The following is a 21,459-nucleotide window of genomic DNA, read 5'->3' as shown; positions in this document are numbered from 1 at the left end:
GTACCACTGCCCCGGCACCACCCCCGCACGGTAGCGTCCCTCCGGGCCCACCCAGCGGCTGGTATGAACGTCGCTGAACGATCCGGTCGGCGGCTTCTACGGTGTCCCGGTCGATCAGATCAGAGAGGCCGGCCCACGTACGTGGTACAGAAAGAGCGGTTGGCGGGCGTGAAGCCCGTCCATCAGCGCCAGGCTGTCGTCCTGGCCCTGTGGCGGTGGCGTGCGCCCGTGCTCGCGTTCGAGCTCGACGCAGAGTGGGGCATCGACCGGGCTGCGCTGGAATCGCTGTTCCAGCTGGCAGCGTCACCTGCTGGTGAACAGTCGGATCGTGCATACCGGCGAGCGATCGCCGAGTTGTCCACGGCCCCGCTCTTCACGTCCGAAGTCGACCCGGACACGGTCCGGCTCATTCAGTTGGAGACCATCAGCAACCTACTGGCCTTCGGCGAGTTGCTGGACAAGCCTGGCGTGGACGCAACAGAGGGAGTGGTCGAAGGCTCGGCCGGCCTGGCGGACCACCTCGACAACCTCGTCGAGGACTCGTTCTACCCGCACCCCTCGGAGGAAGCCCACCGCGAGTACCTCGTGAACCTGGCGGGACGGGCGGGCGAGGGGTATTTCGCGTCCCGCAGCTTCGCCGTCGAATCCGTCGGCCACGGCACTCTCCGGACTCTCCCCGATTCGGCAGGGCTGCTCGACTCGTGCACGGGTCGCGAGTTGCTCGCGCTGTGCGAGGAGTTCGGCGACGAAGTGGTCACAACGATGCGGTGGCTCCGCGCGACGGGCTACTAGCGATCGCGTCGTGCGCCGGATGTAGTTCGCATCGAGGGGGCCCAGCGCGGACCCCGTGCCACTCTCGCCAGAACGAGGGGCGGGGGGTCAGGGGGGCACGGTGCGCGGGCCAGTACGCCGCCCACTGCATCCGCGGCGGGGAACTCACAGGTCAGGCCAGTGATCACCATACGTCGCTCCTCATGCGGCGGTCGGCCACGAGTACACCGGTCAAGATGACGTCAGGCCCAGAGTGACCGCGATGCTGAGCGGCTCGACAGTGATCGTCCTCTGCGCGGCAAGGGTTCGCTCGACCCCGCGACCGGCGCGGACATGATCTGGTACGAGGCGGCTGCCGAACTCCGGTACCCGTCCGGGTTGGAGCCCATCGCCGCGCGCGCCGTCCAGCTCGACGACTGGAACGAGAACTGGTCGGCCCCCTGGGATGAGATCACCAGCGAGGTAGTCCACGCGGTTCACGAACTGCTCCGGAACCGGGCGGCGTCAGCCCCGGGACACTGAGCCCAGGCCGGCCCCCCGAGCCGCCCATGCCGCGGGGTCACCGGGGGCGTTGTCGGGGCCGCAATCGTGCGGCGCGTTTGGATTCGACATCGCCCCGGATTTCAAGTCGTCCAATTTCCTGGTCCCCACCGCTCAGGCCCCAATTGTTACACCCAGGGCCCGGCTCGCGGAATCCAAAATGACGTCGGCTTGTCAAATTTGGCCCGCTTGAATGAATTTACTTCATCCTGTCCCGCAACGCTTTTCCACGTCGAGAGCCCGTGCCGGATTCACTCCAAGGTGTGTCGACATGGAAGTCAACGATTCCCCCACAGCAGAACAGTGTGGGGCGTGAGCTGGTAAAACACCAGAGTTGCGGCCCGTCGGGTACCCTCGCGCATTTCGCGATGGTGCCCTGTTCGGCGGACCTTCATCGCGAAGCGTGAATGACTTCCGAGTGGCTATCGGCTAGCTTCGGCTCCGCATCAGGAAATTCCTGTCTCCAAGGGAGGAACGCAGTGAAAGGTCTTGCTCGAGCCGCGGCTACGGTGGCATTGGCGGTATCAGCGATGGGGATCCCCATGGCCGGTACGGCACTGGCCACTTCCGCGAACTGTTCGGGGTGCGGCTGGGACGACGGCTGTGGCAACCGGGGCTACGACCGCGGAGCGTACGGCTACGGAGGCTACGACCGCGGAGGCTACGGCCACGGGGGGTACGGCCGTGGCGGGTACGACCGCGGGGCGTACGGCCGCGGAGGCTACGGCCGCGGGGGATACGGCCACGGAGGGTACGGCGGCCGGGGCGGGGACTTCCGCTTCTTCGAGTTCACCAACAAGTCGCTGAAGTCCGCCCACGTGAACGCCCACAACGAATCACTGTCGGCCAACGTCGCCTCCCCGCTGGCAGTCGCACAGTCCGAGGCCGTCCAGGCCATCAACATCCGACAGTAACTCCCGAAGCCGACCGCCGCCCTGGACGGACTGCCGTGCCAGGGCCCGGTCGCCGTCGAGGGGATCACTTCGCAAGGCCTGACCGCCGCCGACCTGGCCGGCCGGTCGCGGTCAGGCCGGCCGAGGACTGCGGCACTCCGCCTGCGACGCCGCCACGACATCGTCCGGGCCGAACAGCGGCACATCATGGCCGCCTTCGACAGCTCGGGCGGGATGGAGCTGCCGGCGCAACAGAAAGCCGCGCGCCTGGGCTGGGACACGCCCCTCGCCTTCGCGGGTCGAGGGCGCGCAGGGCAGGCTGAAGCGGCTGGCGGAACAGGGCTGAAAGCGGATGGCTTCCAAAGGGTTGATCCACCTCGGACAGATCGGCCCCGACCCGGTTGCGCTGCCGTGGGTCTAGGTGTTCACCAGCCACCGTCGCCCGTCGATGAGTTCGCGAACCGCATCAAGGTGGCCGGCGTGGCACGCGGTCTCAGTGATCACATGGAGCAGGACGTCCCGAAGACTGTGCAGGCGCCACTCCTCACTCTCCGGGAAAGGCCACCAGACCAGGTCGGCATCTGCGGATGAGGCGGCGATGACGGCATCCGCCAGGGACGCCTCATACCGGTAGCCGTCAAGGACGTCGGCGGCCGGCACCGCCGAAGCCACTTGCCATGCGCTGTCTTGGCTGCCGACCAGGTCGATGACCTCCGGGTCCCCAGCCACAACGGCACGGAACCACAATCGCTCCACCGACAGCGTGAGGTGCTGCACCATCCCCAGGCAACTCCATCCAGAGGGCAGCACCGGTCGCCGCAGCGCCTCCTCACCGAGCCCCTCCACGGTCCCCAACACGTGGTCTCGCTGGACCTGCAAGCAACGCAGCAGCGCCGTGATCTCAGCGTCCGCCACCGCGGTCACTTCGCCACCTCCCGGATGCCGCACTCGTCGTGGAGGCCGTCGTCGTGCCCGGCGGCGATCCGTACCCATTGCGCGGTCGGCCGCCCGTCCTTGCGGAACTGCTGACCGCGGGTCTCGTACGGCTGCGGCCAGCCCGGCGGACAGTCCTCCCAGGTCTCCTGCCGCCCGTAGACGGTCATGTCCAGGATGCCGTACGACGCCGCCATGGGTTCGACACCGCGGCCGGTGGTCCAGTACGTCTCGTGGACACGGTCCCCGTCGCGGAGGTAGCACGCCTTCATCCCGAAGTGCCGACCGGCGACGAGCCGTTCGTGGGAGTCGGCGGGTACGGAGTACCAGGGCAGCTCCCAGCCCATGAAGCGGCGGTAGCGGTCCGACTCTTCGTAGGGCCCCTGACAGAAGACAGCGAAAGTGACGTCACGCTGATGCAGATAGGACAGTTCACGGACCTGGCCGGTGAAGAAGGTGCAGCCCTCGCACTGCTCGGCGGCGGGGTGGCCGTCATGCCACATGTGATACGACACGAACAGTTGGGTACGGTCCTCGAAGACGTCGATCAGGGGGACGGACCCGTTGCTTCCGACGAGCGGGGTCGAGGGGTCCACCTCGGTCATGGGCAGGCGGCGCCGGGCGGCGGCGATTGCGTCGCCCTCCCGGGTGTGCGCCTTCTCCCGGGCGCGCAGGGTTTCGATTGCGGCCAGCCACTCCAGACGGGAGACGACAGGCGGCGTGTTCGTTGTAGTCATGTCCGTACTGACCCGGCAGCCCGCAAGAACTCATCGGTCGACTGATCAAGACTCCGAACGGAATGCGACGCCTTCTCAGACGTTGCATACAGGTTCTCCCCCAGCCGGCACGGCGGGCGTGGCGCCCTGCCCCGACCCGGCGACCACGACAACAGCGGTTGGGACGGCAGCCGGTCCGGCCGTCGTCGTCGCAACACCCGTTTCGCCGTGCGTCTTTCGCGGCTTCCCGGACTGGCTCCCCCGGCCCGGACCGCACGCACGCCGGGCCGCGGGTGCGACCCGTCAGGGGGGCGCATACGCTGTGAGTGGACGCTCCTCTCTTTGTCGAGGTGAGAGATCGTGCCGCTCTACATCACCCTGCTGAGCTGGACCGACCAGGGAATCCGCGCCTACGCCGACACGGCGGAACGGGCCGACGCCTTCGGTGCCGCGCTGCGGGACGTCGGGGGAAGGCTCGCGGACATCTACTGGACCGTGGGGCCCTACGACCTCGTGGCGATCGTCGAGGCGCCCGACGACGAGACCGCCGCCGCGGCGCTGCTGCGGCTCGGCGCGATCGGCAACATCCGCAGCACGACCATGCGGGCCTTCGGGCGGGACGAGGTCGAGGGCGTCATCGCCAAGGCCTCCGCCTGAGGGACGCGATGTCCCGCGTGACCGCGGTCAACCGCCCTCGGCGGCCCGCTGGAAGAAGGAACCGCGTCTCAGCCGCTCGTACGAGGGCTCGGCTCGTGCTATCCCACGCGTCCCCCCCTCGACGGCCATGGACGGGAACCGCTCCTTGAGGGGCCGCCCACCGGTGGCACGGACGGGGCAATTCACCGCGTTCCGCTCCACTGTGCCGACCGCCGGTTTTCCGGCGACCTGGGGGTATTGACCTGCGTTGCGGATCATCACAAGATGACGCGTACGGCACTTCGCCGAGATCGCCGGCGGGGCCGTGCCCGACCGCTTCGCCCGCCGGCACGGGCAGGCCGGTGTGCGGTCCGGCGCGTCCGGAATCCTGGAAGGTCATGCGTTCATGCAGAGCTACGCCTCGGCGCAATTGGCATCACCTGGTACCTACTTCCAGACGGCCGCGTTCTGCTGCCTCGTGGCGGTCGTGCTCATACGGGCAGGCCGCGTGTGGCGCCGCGCGGCCCGGGGTCTGCTCTCCCCCGACGAGCCGGTGCGGGTGGAATCCGCCCCGGCGCCCGGTCCGGCGTCCTCGCCGGACCGGGGCAACCGGACCGTGGGGCGGGTCTACCTCTGCTTCGGCTGGTTCCTGGTGCTGGGGACCGTCGTCAACCTGGTCAACGGCTTCCGCTCGGTGTGGGGCTGAGGGCCCGCCGGTCCCGGACGGTCAGCGGCGGCGGCCGGGCTCCGTCGGCGACGCAGGAGCCTGGGGCTTCGTAGTGGCGCCGGAGCCCAGAACCCGGTCGCAGTAGGGACCCATGGCCTCCTTTCCACCGGCCACCCTCTCCAGGGTTGCCCGTGCCGCGGCCTCCATGGCCTCGCCGCGCCCCGTGGCCTTGACGTACGCCTCGCAGAGCCCCTTGGGTTCGGCATCCGTGAGCCCGGGGGGCGTGGTCCGCGAACCGGGCGTGGCCGAAGGCGCGCCGGAGGATTTCCCCGCCGTGGGTCCGACGGGGGGTGTGGACATCGGTGCGGTGGGCGTGGCGGCGACGGGGGTGGAGGACGCGGAGGCGACCGGCGCGGCGGACCCGGCCGAGCCGGAGGGCACCGGACGGGGCCCGGTCCTGGCCGAGTGGAACGGGTTCGGAAGCGTGCCGGACTGCGCGGCGAACGCCACTCCACCGAGGGCGAAGACCGCGGCCAGTCCACCGGCCGCCACCCGGGCACGCCGGCCGAGAGCGGACGGTCGCCGCCGCGTGGACCCGGCGTCCCGCGCCTGCCGGTACGCCGTCAGCACCACCCGCTCCTGTGCCGGATCCGCGGGCAACGGCGCCGACGCGGCCGCCAGGAGATCCGCCAGAAGCGTCGCACGGCTGTCGGCGTCCTCCACGCCGACGCCGTCGAGCAGCCGCTCCACCAGCGCGGCGTCCATCCAGTCGTCGTGTTCTCTGCTGTCCTTCATCCTTCACTTCCCCTGGCGCCGTCGAGGCGCTCGGCCAGGCGTCTGAGACCCCGGTGGGCGGCGGTCCGCACCGCACCCGGCCGCTTGCCCAGGACCTTTGCCGCGGTGGGCGCGTTGAGCCCGACGACCACCCGCAGGAGGACCGCCTCGGCCTGGTCCTGCGGCAGCCCAGCGATCAGATCGAGCGCCCGCCGCGTCGACAGGTTCTCCAGCGCCGCCCCGCCGGCGTCCTCGAGCGTCACCGGTTCGGCGACGCGGTCCTCGAGGGGTGTGGTGCGGGGCCGCGCCTTGATCCTCCTGATGTGGTCCATGGCCCGGTGCCGGGCGATCGTCGCGGCCCAGCCCCGGAAGGCCTGGCCGTCGCCGCGGAAGCCGGCGACGTCGCGGACGATGTCGTGCCAGGTCTCGGAGGCCACGTCCTCGGCGTCGTCGCCGACCAGTCCGTGCAGGTAGCCCAGGAGCATCGGATGGACCTCCCGGTAGACGGCAGCGAACGCGCTCTCGTCGCCGCCGCGGGCCCGCCGGACCGCATCACCGAGTTCGCCCTCGCCCAGCCGGTCGCGCCGACGAACCTCCGCCTTGCCCACTGCGTCCTCTTCGTGCTCGTCGCCCCGTGCGTGCCGCGCTGTCGCACCGCGGGGACCCGGCCTCCCGCGGCGTGGCGGAAGTCACACCTGGCCCCGGCCCATCACGGAGAGGCAGAAAAGACGCAGGCTGTCCGCCGCGCCGTTCTCGTACCGCTTCATCGCCCGTCCGAGCGGGTTCCAGACACGCCCGTCCGGCGTGCGGATTCCGAACGGCTGCCCGAATGTATCGCGCTTCTCCTCGTCGAACTCCACCCAGTCCGCTCCGGCCGCGCGGACGAGCACCTCGCCCGTGTAGGCACCGAACCCCCGAAGTGTCGGAGCCACCGCCTGGAGGGGAGGCCCTTCACGCCGGATCGCCTCGATCACCCGGTCGACCATGGTGAGACTCTCCGGCGAGTAGTCGAGTCTGATCCTGGCCCCTTCCCGGGCCATGGTGACCACGTCCGCGGCGAGGCGGGGCCCGAGCACGGCCGCCCGTGGGTTGCTCACGTCCTGCTTCATCCTGCCCCTTCGCTCCTCGGGCCCGTGTGCGGTTCTGCACGCGGCTATCCACGGGGGCGCAACCGGTCCCGAAACCGTTACACCCCCCCGGGAGGCGAGAGCAGCGGAAGAAAAGCGGCGAAGGCAGCGTGACGGCAGAAACCACACCATGCCGCTTTTGAGCGGAATATGGTCACGGTCGCCAGTCGAACGGGATCGCTTGTAGGGTTCGCGGCCGTGTACCAGACCCCCGGCCCCGACACTGCCCGGCCGCAGCCGGAACACCCCGCGGCGCGCCGTCGCCACGCCGTCACGGCGCCCGTCTTCGTCGACGCCTCCGGACGTCGCCAGCGGCGGGTCCGGCGGCTCGGGCTGCTGCTCGCCGTACCCGCGGTCGCGTACGTCGCCCTCCTGCTGAGCGCGCTCCTGGGTGGCCCCGGCGCCTCCTCGCCGTACCTTCCGTTGCCCGAGTCGGCCGAGCGCCCCTCCGGAGGTCCGGCGTCATCGGCACCGCAGCGTGAGGCAGGCGCCCCGCGCCGGCCGTCGACGGCACCGCCCGCGGTTCCGGAGGGGCTGCCCGGCGAGGCGTCCCGGACGCCCGCAGCCGTGGCCGAGCCGGGGGCCGCGACCACGACCGGACCGAGCCCGGCGGCGAGCACCGCGCCGGGCGCCTCGAAAACGACCCCGGCACCCGCCGAGGTCCGGGGCAGGAGTACGGCTTCCCACCCCGCCCCCGCCCGCAGCACCAGTCGCAGCCGCGGCTAGGGCAGGCCGTGTTCCACCGCCGAGGAGAGCGATCACGATGAGGCGTGCCCGGACCCGCCACCCCCGAAGAAACGGCCACCGCGGCATCGTGCGCAACGTGCCGCTGCGTACGCACTGGCTCCTGCTGACGATGCTGGTCCTGACGTTGAGCGCGGCACTGGTCATCCAGGGCTACACGCACCACATGTCCGGGATCGGCGACGACGCCGCCAGGCCGCTCGGCGCCTCCGACCGCGTGCCGGCGGGCGTGACCCGTGGCGGTCCGGTCGTCGACGGCTCCTCGGACGCCGTCCGCACCGCCGGTCCCAAGGCCCGCACCGTCGCGCTCACCTTCGACGACGGTCCGGATCCCCAGTGGACGCCGAAGATCCTGGACGTTCTGCGCCGACACCACGTGCACGCCACGTTCTTCGTGGTGGGCACCCAGGTCGCCGCCCATCCGGAGCTCGTGCGGCGCATCATCGCCGAAGGGCACGAGATCGGTGTCCACACCTTCACCCACACGGACCTGGGGACGCTCCCGCGGTGGCAGCGCTCGCTGGAGCTGCGCGAGACCCAGTTGGCGCTGGCGGGCGCCACCGGGCGGACCAGCTCGCTGCTGCGCCCCCCGTACTCGTCCGGGAACGCGGCGGTGACGAACCAGGACTGGTCCGCGATCCGGGCGGCCGCCGGGGACGGCTACCTGACGGTCCTCAGCACGCTCGACAGCGGTGACTGGCAGCGGCCGGGTGTGGACCGGATCATCGCCGACTCGGTCCCGCGCGGCACGGCCGGGCAGATCCTGCTGATGCACGACGGCGGCGGCGACCGCTCGCAGACGCTGGAGGCCCTGGACCCGCTGCTCTCGACGCTCGCCGACCGCGGCTTCTCGGTGACCACGGTGAGCGGGGCGGTACGGCTGCCGCAGTCCACCCGGCCCGCCGCGACCGGTGACCACTGGCTGGGCCTGGGGCTCATCGGCGCACTCTCCGGGAGCGAGTGGGCCCTGCGGGTCCTCGGCTGGCTGCTGTACGCGGCGGGCGCGCTGGCCCTGCTGCGCGCCGCCGCCGTCATGGTCGCGGCCCGCCGGCACGTCCGCAGGCGCGCCGTGCCGTGGGGGCCGCCGGTGACCGCCCCGGTCTCCGTCATCGTCCCCGCGTACAACGAGAGCGCCGGCATCGAGGCGGCGGTCCGTTCCCTGCTCGCCTCCGACCATCCCGTCGAGATCGTCGTCGTCGACGACGGATCCACCGACGGCACGGCCGACCTCGTGGAGTCGCTGCGGCTGCCCTTCGTACGCGTCATCCGGCAGGCCAACGCGGGCAAGCCCGCGGCGCTCAACACCGGGATCGCCGCGGCCTCGTACGACCTGCTCGTGATGGTCGACGGCGACACGGTCTTCGAACCCGACGCGGTGCGCGCACTCGTGCAGCCCTTCGCCGATCCGGGTGTCGGCGCGGTGTCCGGCAACGCCAAGGTCATCAACCGCCGTGGCCTGCTGGGCCGGTGGCAGCACATCGAGTACGTGGTGGGGTTCAACCTCGACCGACGTCTGTTCGACCTCGCGGAGTGCATGCCCACCGTGCCCGGGGCCGTCGGCGCGTTCCGTCGCGACGCCCTGGTGAGGGCAGGCGGCGTGAGCGACGACACGCTCGCCGAGGACACCGATCTGACGATGGCGCTCTGCCGCGCCGGATGGCGGGTGGTGTACCAGGAGGACGCGATCGCCTGGACCGAGGCCCCCGCCTCGCTGGGGGCGTTGTGGCGTCAGCGCTACCGCTGGTGCTACGGCACGCTGCAGGCGATGTGGAAGCACCGCGGGGCACTGCTGCAGTCCGGCGCGGCCGGCAAGCTCGGCCGCCGCGGCCTGCTGTACCTGCTGCTCTTCCAGGTGTTGCTGCCCCTGCTGGCCCCCGTGGTCGACGTCTTCGCCGTCTACGGGCTGGTCTTCCTCGACCCCGTGCGCATCGTCGGGTTGTGGCTGGGATTCCTGGCGCTGCAGGCCGTGATGGGGCTGTACGCCTTCCGGCTCGACGGCGAGCGGGCCGGCCCCCTGTGGAGCCTGCCTCTGCAGCAGTTCGTCTACCGGCAGCTGATGTACCTCGTGGTGATCCAGTCGGTGGCCACCGCCCTCGCCGGGTCGCGGTTGCGCTGGCAGCGGATGGAGCGCTACGGCAGTCTGTCGGTCCCGGCGCCGGGTCCCGGCACGGCAGCCCCGGCCGGGACGGCGGAATCACCGACGTTGCTGGCCGACGCCTGGGTCGAGGAGGCCCAGACCTCCTCTGCCGCCGATGTCCCCCATCTGCACGGGGGCGCCCTGCCGGGGGCGTACCCCCCGGCGGACGCCGCACCGTGGGACGGCCGGCGGGGCTGGTGACATCCGTCGACCGTCGTGGACGCGCCGCGCGGCGGGGACGCGCTTAGGCTGCGGGCATGGCGAACGCGACCGTACGCGAGTGGTACGAGGAAGAGGGCTGGGGCGTGCTGGACTGCCCGGAGACGCCCGGGGGGTGCTTCGCCCACTACAGCGACATCGAGATGAACGGCTTCCGCACGCTGTCCGCCGGCCAGTCGGTGGCCCTGGAGTGGGAGGCGCCGGGCTTCGCGCAGGACGGGTACGAGTACCGCGCCCTGCGCGTCGTGCCGAAGGGCTGACCGCGCCGCCCGCGGCTCAGCCCGCGTCCAGGCTCAGCCCACGTCCCACAGGAAGCGGTGGGTGTGGATGCCGAAGTAGGGGAAGGTGTCCACGCCCGCGACGCCCTCGGTGGTCCTGACCACGTCGTTGACGAAGTCCAACAGGTCGGACGGGCCCGGGCAGACGACCTCGGCGAAGAGGGCGTAGGGCCCGGCGGTGAGGACCGCGTAGACGACCTCGTCGCGGGCGGCGAGCGTGTCCGCGACCGCGCGCGGGTCGCCGTCCACCCGGACGCCGAGCAGCGCCATCGCCTGCCCGCCCATGGCCATGGGGTCGGTGACGCCCACGACCTGCACGACCTTGCCGTCGATCAGCCGTTGCAGGCGCTGGCGGGCGGCGGACGGGGAGAGCCCGACCTTCGGGCCGAGGTCCGCGTACGGGATGCGGCCGTCGGTCTGGAGCTCGCGGAGGATGGCGCGGTCGATGTCGTCCACGGGTCTCAGCCTGCCAGCTCGGCCAGGGCCCCGGCGAAGAGGGCGGTGTGGGTGTCGACGTCGGCCTCGGTGGTGGCCGGGCACATCAGGGCCATGTTGTGGAACGGCGTCATGAGGATGCCGCGGTTGGCCAGCCACAGGTGCAGGAAGTCCTCCAGTTCGGGGTCGGAGACGGCCGCCGACTCGGTGCCGTCGCGCGGTGCGGGCGCGGCGAAGCGGTACTCCGTGCGGGCGCCGAGACGGCTGACGGACCAGGGCAGGCCGTGCGCGGCGACGGCCTCGGCCACGCCGCGCTCGAAGCGGGCGGCGAGCTCGGACATGGCGGCGAACGCGTCGTCGGTGAGGACGTGTTCGAGAGTGGCGCGCATGGCGGCGACGGACAGAGCGTTGCCTGCGAGGGTGCCGCCGACGCCGCCCATGTCGACCAGGTCGAGGTCGCCACGGGACAGGAGGCGGTCGGCGAGGTCGGCGGACAGGCCGTAGGCGCCGGCCGGTACGCCGCCGGCGATGGCCTTGCCGATGGTGAGGATGTCGGGCTCCAGGGACCAGGCGGCGGTGGCGCCGCCCGGCCCGGCGGAGAAGGTGTGGGTCTCGTCGTTGATCAGCAGTACGCCGTGCCGGCGGGTGATCTCGCGGACGCCCTCCAGGTAGCCGGGCTCCGGCAGCACGATCCCGATGTTGGTGAGGGCGGGCTCCATCAGGACGGCGGCCACGTCTTTGTGGGCGAGTTCCCGCTCCAGTCCCTCCAGGTCGTTGAACTCCGCGACGCGGCTGGTCAGCGTGACGTCGCAGGGCGCTCCGACGTTGCCGGGGCGGCTCACCCCGCCGCGGCCGCCGGGGCCGGTGACGATGAGGGACTCGTCGACACTGCCGTGGTAGCAGTAGCTGTTGAAGAGGATCTTCCGCCGTCCGGTGACGGCGCGGGCGAGGCGGATCGCCCACCGGTTGGCGTCGGTCGCGGTGAGCGAGTAAGACCAGCGGGGCATCCCGAAGCGGCGGGCCAGTTCGGCGCCGACCCACTCGGCGTCCTCGGTGGGGAGCATCGCGGTGGCCCCGCCCAGCTCGCGGTAGCGGCGCTCGATCGCCCCGGCGACCGGCTCCGGGGAGTGCCCGGCCATGGCGCCGGTGTCGCCGAGGCAGAAGTCGATGTACTCGTGGCCGTCGATGTCGGTCACGCGGGCGCCGCGGGCACCGGCCAGGTAGCGGGGGAAGGCTCCCGCGTTCTTGTTCATCCAGGTCATGGGCACCCGGCCGAAGAGGTGGCCGGCCGCCTCGTACGCGGCGCGTGACTTCGGATTGCGGGCGGCCGCCTCGGCGGTCTCCCGCGCGAGCAGTTCCTTCAGGCGGGTGCGGTCGACGGACATGGGGGGCCTCCTCGGCAACGGGCGGCTCCGACCATACGCGTGATTCCGTTGCTGAGCCATCCTCTGACACGTGATTCGATCGTAAGAGCTATCGAATCCACATCCGGTGATCGGGGTGAGGAGGTGAGGAGGTGAGGACCCGGCCCGGAGCCGTTGCCCTCCGGGGTGTGACAGGTGGCGTGCGTCCCGTCCGCAGCGGGTGCGCCCGCCGGGGAGCGGTGCCAGGGTGGCTTGTGTCGGCCTGTGGACGGACGGCGGGGAAAGGTGGCGATGGCCATGGCGGGACACCCGCACACCATGCTGGTCCACAAGGTGTACGCGGCGTTCACCCGAGGCGACATGGACACGCTGGCCGGCCTGCTGGCCGGGGACGCGGCCCACCACACCCCCGGCGACCATCCGCTGGCCGGGCACTACAAGGGCCGGGACGAGATCATCGGCTACTACCGCAGGCTGGCCGAGGAGACCGACGGCAGCATGCGGGTCCAGTTGCGGCAGGTGCTCATCGACGGCCGCGGCCACGCGATGTCCCTCCACCACTTCACGGCCCAGCGCGGGGGCGCGTACCTGGACCAGCCGGGCGGGATCGTGTTCCGGATCGTCGGCGACCGGATCACGGATCTGGACGAGTGCGTCGGCGATCTCGAGGCCATCAACCGGTTCTGGTCCTGAGAAAGGGCCCGGACCCCGGACGCCGAGGCGGAAGTGCGGCCCGCACCCGCGGACGAGGTGGCGCCACGCCCGGCCACGAGGATTCGCGGCACGGCGCCGGGAACCACCGCCCGCCGGCCGGCGAGGACACCCCGGGCGACGCCGGGCAGCTCCCGGATGCCCCGGAGCGGCAGCGGGTAGTCGAGGACGCCGAGCCGTACCCCGGCACGGAATGAGGGCCTGGGGCACCAGGCACCCCGGCCGGCCGGGGTCGTCGCGCCCGGCACGCACGAAGGTCGTCAGCCGCCGGGTAGCGCGACGCGCGCGAGCGGGCCGAGGCGCGCGGCGCGGCGCGCTCCCCGCGCCGGTCCCCGCAGGGCGGGCCAAGACGCGGCCGTGCGCACCCAGTTGCGTGGACGTCCTCGTGGCGCGGTCTCACGGGCGCGCGGACCCCCGCGCCACACCGCTCCCCGTCCTCCCACCCTCCCCTTCCCTCATACCCCTAGGGGGTATAGTTTGATGGTGGGTGGACGGCACGGTGCCCCGACGCCGTACACCGGAACACGCACAGAAGGCACGAGGAGAACACATGTCTGTCAGCTACAGCGTCTCCGGGATGAGCTGCGGTCACTGCGAGTCCGCGGTCAGCAAGGAGATCTCGAACCTCCCCGGTGTGACCGGCATCACGGTGGACGCCGAGACCGGCCTGCTCACGATCGACTCCGACGCGCCCCTGGACGAGGCGGCCGTCCGCGCCGCCGTCGACGAGGCGGGCTACGAATTGGTCGGCCGGGCATGACCCTCCCGGATCAGCAGCAGGTCACCCCGCGGATCGCAGCGCAGGCCGCCCCCGCGGGCGTCACCGAGCTCGAACTCGCGATCGGCGGGATGACCTGCGCCTCGTGCGCGGCGCGGATCGAGAAGAAGCTCAACCGCATGGACGGCGTCACCGCCACCGTCAACTACGCCACCGAGAAGGCCAAGGTGGCGTTCGGGGGCGGGATCGGCGTCGGCGACCTGATCGCCACGGTCGAGGCCACCGGTTACACCGCCGCGCTCCCCGCCCCGCCGGTCACCGACGCGCCGCAGGATGAGCCGGAGTCCGAACCCGCCGAGCTCACGGCGCTGCGGCAGCGGCTGCTGACCGCCGTCGTGCTCGCCGTTCCCGTCATCGCGATGGCCATGGTCCCGGCCCTGCAGTTCCGCGACTGGCAGTGGCTGTCGCTGACCCTGGCCGCGCCGGTCGTGGCGTACGCGGCCTGGCCCTTCCACCGCGCTGCGTGGACCAACCTGCGGCACGGCGCCACCACCATGGACACGCTGATCTCCATGGGCACGCTGGCCGCCTTCGGCTGGTCCGTGTGGGCGCTCTTCCTGGGCGACGCGGGTGCGCCCGGCCTGAAGCACCCCTTCGAGTTGACCGTCGCCCCCGGCCACGGCTCCGCCGACCTGTACCTGGAGGTCGCCTCCGGTGTCACCGCCTTCATCCTGGCCGGGCGCTACTTCGAGGCCCGTTCCAAGCGCCGGGCGGGCGCCGCGCTGCGCGCCCTGATGGAGCTGGGCGCCAGGGACGTCGGTGTGCTGCGCGGCGGGCGCGAGGTGCGCGTCCCCACGGCCGAGCTGGCCGTCGGCGACCTGTTCGTGGTGCGGCCGGGCGAGAAGGTGGCCACGGACGGCGTCGTACGGGAGGGCACCTCCGCGGTCGACGCCTCGATGCTCACCGGCGAGTCCGTACCGGTCGAGGTGGGGCCGGGCGAGGCCGTCACCGGAGCCACGGTGAACGCCGGCGGCCGGCTGGTCGTGGAGGCCACCCGGGTCGGCGCCGACACCCAGCTGGCCCGCATGGCCCGCCTGGTGGAGGACGCCCAGAACGGCAAGGCGGCGGCTCAGCGCCTCGCCGACCGGATCTCCGCGGTGTTCGTGCCCGTCGTGATCGGGCTCGCCCTGGCGACCCTCGGCTTCTGGCTCGGCAACGGCTCGGGCCCGACCGCCGCCTTCACCGCGGCCGTCGCCGTGCTGATCATCGCCTGCCCGTGCGCGCTCGGCCTGGCCACCCCCACGGCGCTGATGGTCGGCACCGGACGGGGCGCGCAACTCGGCATCCTCATCAAGGGGCCCGAGGTCCTGGAGACCACCCGCCGGGTCGACACGATCGTGCTGGACAAGACCGGGACGGTCACCACCGGCGCCATGACGCTGAGCGCCGTGCACCCGGCCGAGGGGGAGCGGGAGGACGAGGTGCTGCGCCTGGCCGGCGCCCTGGAGCACGCCTCCGAGCACCCCATCGCCCGCGCGATCGCCCGGGCGGCGGAGGAACGCACCGGCGCCCTGCCCGGCGTCACGGGTTTCCGCGCGCTGCCCGGACTCGGCGTCCGGGGCACCGTCGACGGCCACCAGGTCACCGTCGGGCGCCAGGAGCTGCCCGAACCGCTGCCGGCCGGGCTGGCCCGCGCCAAGGCGGAGGCCGAGGCCCGCGGCAGCACCGTCGTCACGGCCGCCTGGGACGGCCGGGCGCGCGCCGTGCTCGTCGTCGCCGACGCCGTGAAGCCGACCAGTGCCGAAGCCGTCCGCATGCTGCGCGGCCTGGGCCTCACCCCGGTCCTGCTCACCGGGGACCACGAGGCGGTGGCCCGGGCCGTCGCCGCCGAGGTCGGCATCGACGCCGCCGATGTGATCGCGGACGTCATGCCGGAGGACAAGGTCGCCGTCGTGGCCCGGCTCCAGCGGGAGGGCAAGTCCGTCGCCATGGTCGGCGACGGGATCAACGACGCCGCCGCACTGGCCCGCGCCGACCTCGGGCTCGCCATGGGCACCGGCACGGACGCCGCCATCGAGGCGAGCGACCTGACGCTGGTCCGGGGCGACCTGCGGGTCGCCGCCGACGCCATCCGGCTGTCCCGGCGCACCCTCGGCACGATCAAGGGCAACCTCTTCTGGGCCTTCGGCTACAACGTGGCGGCCCTGCCGCTCGCCGCCGCCGGGCTGCTCAACCCGATGATCGCGGGCGCCGCGATGGCCTTCTCCTCGGTCTTCGTGGTCGGCAACTCCCTGCGGTTGCGCGGTTTCCGGCCGCTCGCTCGCTGACCCCCACGGCCGCCCCCCGGGCCGTGGGGGCGATCACTCGCCGTCCAGAAGGGCGGCGACGACAGCGTCCATGTCCAGGTGGCGCAGTTCCTGCCCGGGCGGCCCGGCCTCGTACGCCCGGGCCAGGAAGCGCCGCAGAGCGGAGCTGCGCATCTCGACGAGGGCGGTGCCCTCGGCGGTGCGGAACTCGAACGCGGTGTGCTCCGGCCCGCCTTTGCGATCCGGGCGGCGAGCGGGTCGTCTCGGCGGTGGCGCAGGGTCGCGGTGATCTCCCGGACCCGGGGCCCCGGCGCGGGGCGCGCGGACGGGCCCTGACGATGTGGTCGATGTCGGTCAGCATGGTCGGCAGGCGGGCGGTGCGCTCCGGATGCCTTCCGGTCCACCGGGAGAGTGCGAACGGCCCCCGTCCTCACGCGACTTCCGGCTCCGATGGCGTGATGTACGTCATAGGCGGCCGCGGTCGCTGTCAGTGGGCCGTGCCACGATGAACCATGGACGCGCGACGAACGGTGGGAGCGGAGGAGCGGCGCCGCCGCATGGCGGTGCGGCACCGGCTGACGGCACAGCGGCGGGCGGCGGCCCCCGAGGAGGTCGCCGAGTCGCTGGTGGCGCTGCACGGCACGGATCCGGCGACGGTCTACCTGTCCGCCGCGGCCAGGATGCGCGAGCCCGGCGCCGCGGCCCTGGACCGGGCGCTGTACGAGGACCGGAGCCTGACCCGGCTGCTCGCGATGCGCCGGACGATGTTCGTGGTCACCACCGCCTCGGCACCGGTGGCGCTCTCCGCGGCGGCCCAGGCGATCGCCGCGCAGGAGCGCCGGAAACTGCTCACGCATCTGGCCGACGGCGGCGGCTGGGACGAGCGGTGGCTGGCGGAGCTGGAGGAGTCCGTGCTCGCCGCCCTGACCGTACGCGGCGAGGCGACCGCGGCGCAGCTCGCCTCCGACGTTCCTCGGCTGCGCGAGCGGGTCGTGGTGGCACGCGGCAAGCCGTACGAGGCGGCCCAGGCGGTGTCCTCACGCGTGCTGCGGGTGCTGGCGGCGGAGGGCCGTATCGTCCGCAGACGGCCGGTGGGCGGCTGGACGAGCAGTCAGTACCGCTGGGCCCCGGGCGCGGTGACGCGGGCACTCCCGGTCGCGCAGGCCCGTACCGAGCTGGTCCGCCGCTGGCTGGCCGCGTACGGGCCGGGCACGGAGGCCGACCTGAAGTGGTGGACGGGCTGGACGCTGACCGAGGTCCGCAAGGCCCTGGCGGCGCTCGGCACAGAACAGGTCCTGCTCGACGGGGAGACCGGCCATGTGCTGCCGGACGACGACGGGCCGGTCCCGGAGACGCCGCCGTGGGCGGCGTTGCTGCCCGCGCTGGACCCGACGCCGATGGGCTGGCAGCGGCGCGACTGGTACCTGCCGCGGGACGAACGGGAGCGGGCGGCGCTCTTCGACCGGTCGGGCAACATCGGCCCCACCGTGTGGTGGAACGGGCGGGTGATCGGCGGCTGGGCGCAGCGCGCCGACGGCGAGGTCGTCCACCGGCTCTTCGCCGACCCGGGCCGCGAGGCCGTCGCCGCGATCGAGGCCGAGTCCGCCCGGCTGCGGGGGTGGCTGGACGGCGTCCGTGTCACGCCCCGGTTCCGCACCCCGCTGGAAAGCGAGTTGGCGGAGTCGGGGACGACAACGGGGGCCGCATCCGCTACGCCGGGCTCCGCGGCCTCGCCGGCCTGAAAGACCGTCACCACGGGTATGCCGCTCCTGACGCCTGGTGACCGGCCGGGCGCGGACCGGGCGGAGGTGGACCGATGGAACAGGTGGCCGTGTTCTGCGGCAACTGCGACTGCGGCTGTCCCACGCTGTACGTGGACGAAGCGGCGCCGGCCGACCAGCGGGTCGTGCTGACCGACGACTTCGGGCAGCGGGTGCGGATGAGCGCCGAGCAGTTCCGCTCGCTGGTCGAGGAGGCGAAGGCGGGCCGGCTGGACCACGTGTAGCGGTCCGGCCGGCCCGCCCTCCCGATCGCCCGCGCACCGCGGGCGGGGCTGACCCGGGTCAGGCGACCCGGGTCAGCTTCGAGCCGAAGGAGGGCTCGACGAGGGCCGACTCCAGCAGGACCGGGACCCGGATCGTGCTGTCGCCGTTGCCGACGACGAGTTCACCGACCTGGGCACCGGCGTTCGCCATGTGCGGGAGGCCCGCCTTGCCGGCCTCCACCGAGATGTCGACCTCGAGGCCCGCCCAGCCGATCGCGGTGACGTCCTTCCCTGCCACCACCGGGGTGTGGCCGCCGAGACCGTCGTCGACGTAGCCGACGACGTCACCCTTGTTGATGATCGTGGCCGAGGCGAGCGCGTCCCGCGTGCCGTCGATCAGGGTGTGGCTGCGGCCGAGGACCGTGTCGATGATCGGCGCCTTCTGCTGGTCCAGCATCGCGCCGACGATCAGCTGCTTGGTGCCGCCGATCGTGCGGTAGGCGGCGAAGAGCAGGTTGCCGCCGGCCTTGGTGCTGGTGCCGGTCTTGATGCCGACGATGTCGTTGTAGCCCGCCAGCTGGTTGTAGTTCTTCTGGACGTTGCCGTTGATGTCCGTGTACTGGATCTTGGTGGCGATCTCCGCGAAGACCGGGTTCTTCATCGCCGCGTGCCCCAGCTTGACCTGGTCGCTCGCGGTGCTGACGGTGGTGGCCTCCAGGCCGCTCGGGTCGGTGTACGTCGTGTCGTCCATCCCGAGTTCCTTGGCGGTGGCGTTCATCTTCTTCACGAACGCCTCCTCCGATCCCGCGTCCCAACGGGCCAGCAGACGGGCGATGTTGTTGGCCGAGGGCAGCATGACAGCCTCCAGCGCCTCGTACTCGCTGAGCTCCTGCCCCGCGGTGACGGGGACGACGGACTCCGACTCCTGCGTGCCGCTGTGGTACTGGTCCTCGGCCTTCTGGTCGACCTCGACGGTCTTGCCCTTGCCGCCCTTCTTGATCGGGTGGTCGCGCAGGATGACGTAGGTCGTCATCACCTTGGCGACGCTCGCGATCGGCGTCGGCTTCTGCTCGCCGAACTCGCCCATGCGGCCGAGGCCCTCGGCCTCGACGACCGCCTGGCCCTCGCTGGGCCACGGGAGCGCGAGCTCGTCACCCTTGAAGGTGTACGAGGTCTCGGCGGTCGTTTCCAGCTCCGGCTCGGGCAGCGGACGCAGCGCCTGAGCCACGCAGAAGGCCACGATCAGCAGCAGGACCAGCGGGGTCCAGATCTTGATCCGCCGCACGGTCGTACGCAGCGGCGTCTGCGGCGGCGGCGGCGTGTTCGTCAGTTCCGCCAGCAGCCGCAGCGGCTCGTCGGGGTCGGGCGGCAGCGGCATCTGCTTCGTCCGCGAACCGCCGCCGGGCTCCGTGGTCCGCGCGGCATCCGCGGGTGCCGGGGCCTGCGGGCCCACGACCGGGCGGTCGTCGGTCCTCAGGGGGACAAACGTTCCGCTCGGCCGGGGAGGCGCGACGACGGGCGCGGAGGCGGAGGGCGCGCGCAGGGTCAGGGTGCGGTCCCTGACCGGCGTCCCGCCGCCCTCCGTACGGGGCGCGCGCAGCGTGAGCGTGCCCTCCCCGGCCCTGGGGCCGTCGTGTCCGCCCCCGGACGCCTCGCGCGCCCCGGGGCCGCCCTTGACGCCTCCGAGGCCCTGTGAGGGGCCCTCAGTGCCGCCGTCCGCGGGCTCGCCGGACGGGGCGTCGTCCTCCGGGGTCTCCTCGTCCGCGCCGCCGGCGGGGGCGTCCTCGACGGAAGCGTCCTCGGGCTCCGCTTCGGCGTCCGCCGCGGTCCCCGCGTCCGCCGCATCCTCCTCCGGCTCCTCGTCCGGCTCCTCGTCCGCGTCGGCGGACGGCCCCTCGTCCGTCCCCGCGGGCTCGTCGGCCTCCCCGGGCTCCTCCGCGCGCGCCCCGCCCGCGGTGGGCTCGGCGTCGCCCTCGGTCCCGGCTTCGGCGGTACCGGACTCCTCCGCTTCGGCCTCCTCGGCCTCCTCGACGACTGCGTCGTCGGTACGGGATTCCGCGTCGTCCCCCGCGCCGTCGGCCGGAGGGGTGTCCTCCGCCTCCGGCGTAGCGTCCTGCGCACCGCCGTCCACGTCCGCTCCGTCGTCCGGCGTAGCGGAAGCACTCCGATCCGGATCCGGTGCGCCCTCCGCTTCGGGCGGCTCCGGCGTGAACCCCGCTTCTCCGGTGGCCGGTTCCGATGCGCCCCGGGGCGCTCCCACGACCCCGCGGAAGACTGTCAGCCTCGGATCCACCGCCCCGCCTCCGGTCGCCTCCCCCGACGACTCCTGCTGCTCCGCCCTGCCGGGGGACTCGCCCGCCACCGGACCTCCTCCACACTTCGCGCGATGCGCCGCCACGGCGCCCCGCTCACCCATACACCAGTTTCCAGGCCCCTGCTGTGAAGCCACCGGGGGACCCGCCGTGGGACGCCCCGGCTCCCCGCGAGTCACCGCCGCCCTCGGTGCTAGACGAGAACGACATATGAGTCGGTTCCCGCACGAACGGGCAAGGCGCTCTCGACAGGCCGGTGTGAGAGGCGTCACCCTGTCATTCATCCACGCGGGGAGGCATGGATGGGCAGGAGCCGCAGAACACTTCCGGAGGAGCTACTGCTTCTCGCCCTGGACCCGGCCACGGGTACCACGGCGCAGCCGCAGTCGCTCGACCTCGGTCTTGCCGGGGCACAGCTAGTGGAGCTGGCCCTCGCAGGACGGATAGCCCCTGACGGGGATCGTATCGCCGTGGTGCACCCACGGCCGACAGGAGATCCGACCCTGGACTCCGCGCTCGAACTGCTGCGCCGTCGCGGCAGCCCCGTGCGCGCCGTCCACTGGATCGGCGGGCCCCGCCTGGGGCTGCGCCAGACGTATCTCGCGCATCTGGAACGGTGCGGCATGGTGCACGCCGTGCCGGGGCAGATGTGCGGGGTGCTGCCGACCACGCGCTATCAGGCGACCGACAGCGAGGTCAGCCGGGAGATCAGGGCCCGGCTGGACAGCGCGATCCGCACCGGGATGCCACCGGACCCGCGGACCGCCGCTCTCGCCGCGATCGCCCATGCCGTGGGGCTCGGCAAGCACCTGTACCCGGGCAACGAGGGCCGGTCGTCCCGATCGCGGCTCCGTGACCTGATCAGGTACGACCCCATGGGCGGCCTCGTCGCGCACGCCGTGATGGACGTGCAGAACGGTGCCGCCGCGCAGCCGAAGCGCGCCCCCGCCCAGGGGCGTCCGGCGGCGGCCAGGGCGACGGGCCACGGCATGGTCCGCGCCGGCGTCCGCTGACCCGGGGTGTCCGGCGGCAGGGCCCGGACACCGTGACGAACGCGACCCCACGCAACCGCCCCGCGCGCTGCTGTTTGTCCGCTCTTTCGAAGAGCGCAGCATATGACCAATTCCCAGCGGGGGGATGACCGATAGTGGCACTCTGCTGACCAGCAGTACATATCTGCAGAGAACACGGACC

The 21,459-nt window shown here is 72.5% G+C and carries 22 protein-coding genes and 1 pseudogene; 14 read left to right on the top strand and 9 right to left on the bottom strand.

The genetic code is table 11. The features are described from left to right. The first annotated feature begins 228 nt into the window (after positions 1-228). From AC3EUJ_RS04480 to AC3EUJ_RS04470, 3 genes are all read left to right on the top strand, one after another. On the top strand, positions 229-792 hold the full coding sequence (locus tag AC3EUJ_RS04480; RefSeq protein ID WP_431959588.1) for a hypothetical protein: 564 nt from the start codon (positions 229-231) through the stop codon (positions 790-792). Positions 793-1,104: 312 nt separating this feature from the next. Continuing rightward, positions 1,105-1,293 carry a hypothetical protein gene (locus tag AC3EUJ_RS04475; protein ID WP_431959587.1) on the top strand — a complete coding sequence of 63 codons (189 nt, stop codon included), beginning with the start codon at positions 1,105-1,107 and terminating at the stop codon, positions 1,291-1,293. A gap of 560 nt (positions 1,294-1,853) precedes the next feature. Further along, entirely contained in the window at positions 1,854-2,225 is a 372-nt protein-coding gene (locus AC3EUJ_RS04470) for a hypothetical protein (protein WP_431959586.1), read from the top strand. A 396-nt stretch (positions 2,226-2,621) separates the two neighbouring features. Here the strand turns inward: AC3EUJ_RS04470 and AC3EUJ_RS04465 are convergent, their stop codons facing one another. Both AC3EUJ_RS04465 and AC3EUJ_RS04460 read right to left on the bottom strand, forming a co-directional pair. Beyond that, positions 2,622-3,128 (bottom strand): DinB family protein, encoded by a 507-nt coding sequence (locus AC3EUJ_RS04465; protein ID WP_431959585.1) that lies wholly within the window; start codon positions 3,126-3,128, stop codon positions 2,622-2,624. Next, entirely contained in the window at positions 3,125-3,874 is a 750-nt protein-coding gene (locus AC3EUJ_RS04460; protein ID WP_431959584.1) for a DUF899 family protein, read from the bottom strand. The genes AC3EUJ_RS04465 and AC3EUJ_RS04460 overlap by 4 nt, the downstream gene beginning before the upstream one ends. 339 nt (positions 3,875-4,213) lie before the next feature. Between AC3EUJ_RS04460 and AC3EUJ_RS04455 the strand changes: the two genes are divergently transcribed. Together AC3EUJ_RS04455 and AC3EUJ_RS04450 are read left to right on the top strand one after the other, a co-directional pair. Then, positions 4,214-4,510 (top strand): GYD domain-containing protein, encoded by a 297-nt coding sequence (locus AC3EUJ_RS04455; protein ID WP_431959583.1) that lies wholly within the window; start codon positions 4,214-4,216, stop codon positions 4,508-4,510. A gap of 385 nt (positions 4,511-4,895) precedes the next feature. After that, a complete protein-coding gene (locus AC3EUJ_RS04450) occupies positions 4,896-5,195 on the top strand; it encodes a hypothetical protein (protein WP_431959581.1) in 300 nt (99 codons plus the stop codon). A gap of 21 nt (positions 5,196-5,216) precedes the next feature. Here AC3EUJ_RS04450 and AC3EUJ_RS04445 read toward each other — a convergent pair whose 3' ends face one another. From AC3EUJ_RS04445 to AC3EUJ_RS04435, 3 genes are all read right to left on the bottom strand, one after another. Beyond that, positions 5,217-5,951 carry a hypothetical protein gene (locus tag AC3EUJ_RS04445; RefSeq protein WP_431959580.1) on the bottom strand — a complete coding sequence of 245 codons (735 nt, stop codon included), beginning with the start codon at positions 5,949-5,951 and terminating at the stop codon, positions 5,217-5,219. Then, a complete protein-coding gene (locus AC3EUJ_RS04440) occupies positions 5,948-6,538 on the bottom strand; it encodes an RNA polymerase sigma factor (RefSeq protein ID WP_431959579.1) in 591 nt (196 codons plus the stop codon). Before AC3EUJ_RS04440 ends, AC3EUJ_RS04445 begins: the two co-directional genes overlap by 4 nt. An 81-nt stretch (positions 6,539-6,619) precedes the next feature. Beyond that, positions 6,620-7,039 (bottom strand): hypothetical protein, encoded by a 420-nt coding sequence (locus tag AC3EUJ_RS04435; protein ID WP_431959578.1) that lies wholly within the window; start codon positions 7,037-7,039, stop codon positions 6,620-6,622. A 216-nt stretch (positions 7,040-7,255) separates the two neighbouring features. Here AC3EUJ_RS04435 and AC3EUJ_RS04430 point away from each other — a divergent pair, with 216 nt between their 5' ends. Genes AC3EUJ_RS04430 through AC3EUJ_RS04420 form a run of 3 tightly spaced genes read left to right on the top strand, consistent with a single transcriptional unit; the run spans position 7,256 to position 10,417 of the window. Continuing rightward, on the top strand, positions 7,256-7,783 hold the full coding sequence (locus AC3EUJ_RS04430) for a hypothetical protein (protein WP_431959577.1): 528 nt from the start codon (positions 7,256-7,258) through the stop codon (positions 7,781-7,783). 37 nt (positions 7,784-7,820) lie between these two features. Next, on the top strand, positions 7,821-10,139 hold the full coding sequence (locus AC3EUJ_RS04425) for a bifunctional polysaccharide deacetylase/glycosyltransferase family 2 protein (RefSeq protein WP_431959576.1): 2,319 nt from the start codon (positions 7,821-7,823) through the stop codon (positions 10,137-10,139). 56 nt (positions 10,140-10,195) lie between these two features. Continuing rightward, positions 10,196-10,417: a cold shock domain-containing protein gene (locus AC3EUJ_RS04420; RefSeq protein WP_431959575.1), complete on the top strand. Its 222-nt coding sequence runs from the start codon at positions 10,196-10,198 to the stop codon at positions 10,415-10,417. A gap of 33 nt (positions 10,418-10,450) precedes the next feature. Here the strand turns inward: AC3EUJ_RS04420 and AC3EUJ_RS04415 are convergent, their stop codons facing one another. Continuing rightward, positions 10,451-10,891 (bottom strand): Lrp/AsnC family transcriptional regulator, encoded by a 441-nt coding sequence (locus AC3EUJ_RS04415; RefSeq protein ID WP_431959574.1) that lies wholly within the window; start codon positions 10,889-10,891, stop codon positions 10,451-10,453. A 5-nt stretch (positions 10,892-10,896) separates the two neighbouring features. Then, positions 10,897-12,255 carry a transaminase gene (locus AC3EUJ_RS04410; RefSeq protein ID WP_431959573.1) on the bottom strand — a complete coding sequence of 453 codons (1,359 nt, stop codon included), beginning with the start codon at positions 12,253-12,255 and terminating at the stop codon, positions 10,897-10,899. A 276-nt stretch (positions 12,256-12,531) separates the two neighbouring features. On the opposite strand from AC3EUJ_RS04410, the gene AC3EUJ_RS04405 reads away from it, so the two are divergent. The 3 genes from AC3EUJ_RS04405 to AC3EUJ_RS04395 all read left to right on the top strand — a co-directional run bounded on the left by AC3EUJ_RS04405 (position 12,532) and on the right by AC3EUJ_RS04395 (position 15,990). Further along, positions 12,532-12,927: a nuclear transport factor 2 family protein gene (locus AC3EUJ_RS04405; RefSeq protein ID WP_431959572.1), complete on the top strand. Its 396-nt coding sequence runs from the start codon at positions 12,532-12,534 to the stop codon at positions 12,925-12,927. Between the two features lie 568 nt (positions 12,928-13,495). Next, the gene (locus AC3EUJ_RS04400) at positions 13,496-13,705 is read left to right on the top strand and encodes a heavy-metal-associated domain-containing protein (RefSeq protein WP_431959571.1); all 210 of its coding nucleotides are present in this window, start codon (positions 13,496-13,498) and stop codon (positions 13,703-13,705) included. Positions 13,706-13,794: 89 nt separating this feature from the next. Continuing rightward, positions 13,795-15,990, top strand: coding sequence for a heavy metal translocating P-type ATPase (locus tag AC3EUJ_RS04395; RefSeq protein ID WP_431959607.1), 2,196 nt, complete (start codon positions 13,795-13,797; stop codon positions 15,988-15,990). Between the two features lie 33 nt (positions 15,991-16,023). On the opposite strand, the pseudogene AC3EUJ_RS04390 reads toward AC3EUJ_RS04395, so the two are convergent. Then, positions 16,024-16,158 (bottom strand): annotated as a pseudogene (locus AC3EUJ_RS04390) (SsgA family sporulation/cell division regulator); the annotation flags it as partial. A gap of 323 nt (positions 16,159-16,481) precedes the next feature. Between AC3EUJ_RS04390 and AC3EUJ_RS04385 the strand changes: the two are divergent. Both AC3EUJ_RS04385 and AC3EUJ_RS04380 read left to right on the top strand, forming a co-directional pair. Beyond that, on the top strand, positions 16,482-17,711 hold the full coding sequence (locus tag AC3EUJ_RS04385; RefSeq protein ID WP_431959570.1) for a winged helix DNA-binding domain-containing protein: 1,230 nt from the start codon (positions 16,482-16,484) through the stop codon (positions 17,709-17,711). 74 nt (positions 17,712-17,785) lie between these two features. After that, a complete protein-coding gene (locus AC3EUJ_RS04380) occupies positions 17,786-17,974 on the top strand; it encodes a hypothetical protein (RefSeq protein ID WP_431959569.1) in 189 nt (62 codons plus the stop codon). Positions 17,975-18,032: 58 nt separating this feature from the next. On the opposite strand, the gene AC3EUJ_RS04375 is transcribed toward AC3EUJ_RS04380, so the two are convergent. Then, positions 18,033-20,084 (bottom strand): D-alanyl-D-alanine carboxypeptidase, encoded by a 2,052-nt coding sequence (locus tag AC3EUJ_RS04375; RefSeq protein WP_431959568.1) that lies wholly within the window; start codon positions 20,082-20,084, stop codon positions 18,033-18,035. A 483-nt stretch (positions 20,085-20,567) separates the two neighbouring features. Between AC3EUJ_RS04375 and AC3EUJ_RS04370 the strand changes: the two genes are divergently transcribed. Further along, on the top strand, positions 20,568-21,278 hold the full coding sequence (locus AC3EUJ_RS04370; RefSeq protein WP_431959566.1) for a GOLPH3/VPS74 family protein: 711 nt from the start codon (positions 20,568-20,570) through the stop codon (positions 21,276-21,278). Positions 21,279-21,459: the final 181 nt, after the last annotated feature.

The sequence above is a fragment of the Actinacidiphila sp. bgisy160 genome (genome assembly GCF_057707815.1).
Note: the sequence above shows the minus strand (reverse complement) of the source record. Positions and strands in the feature narration are given on the sequence as shown.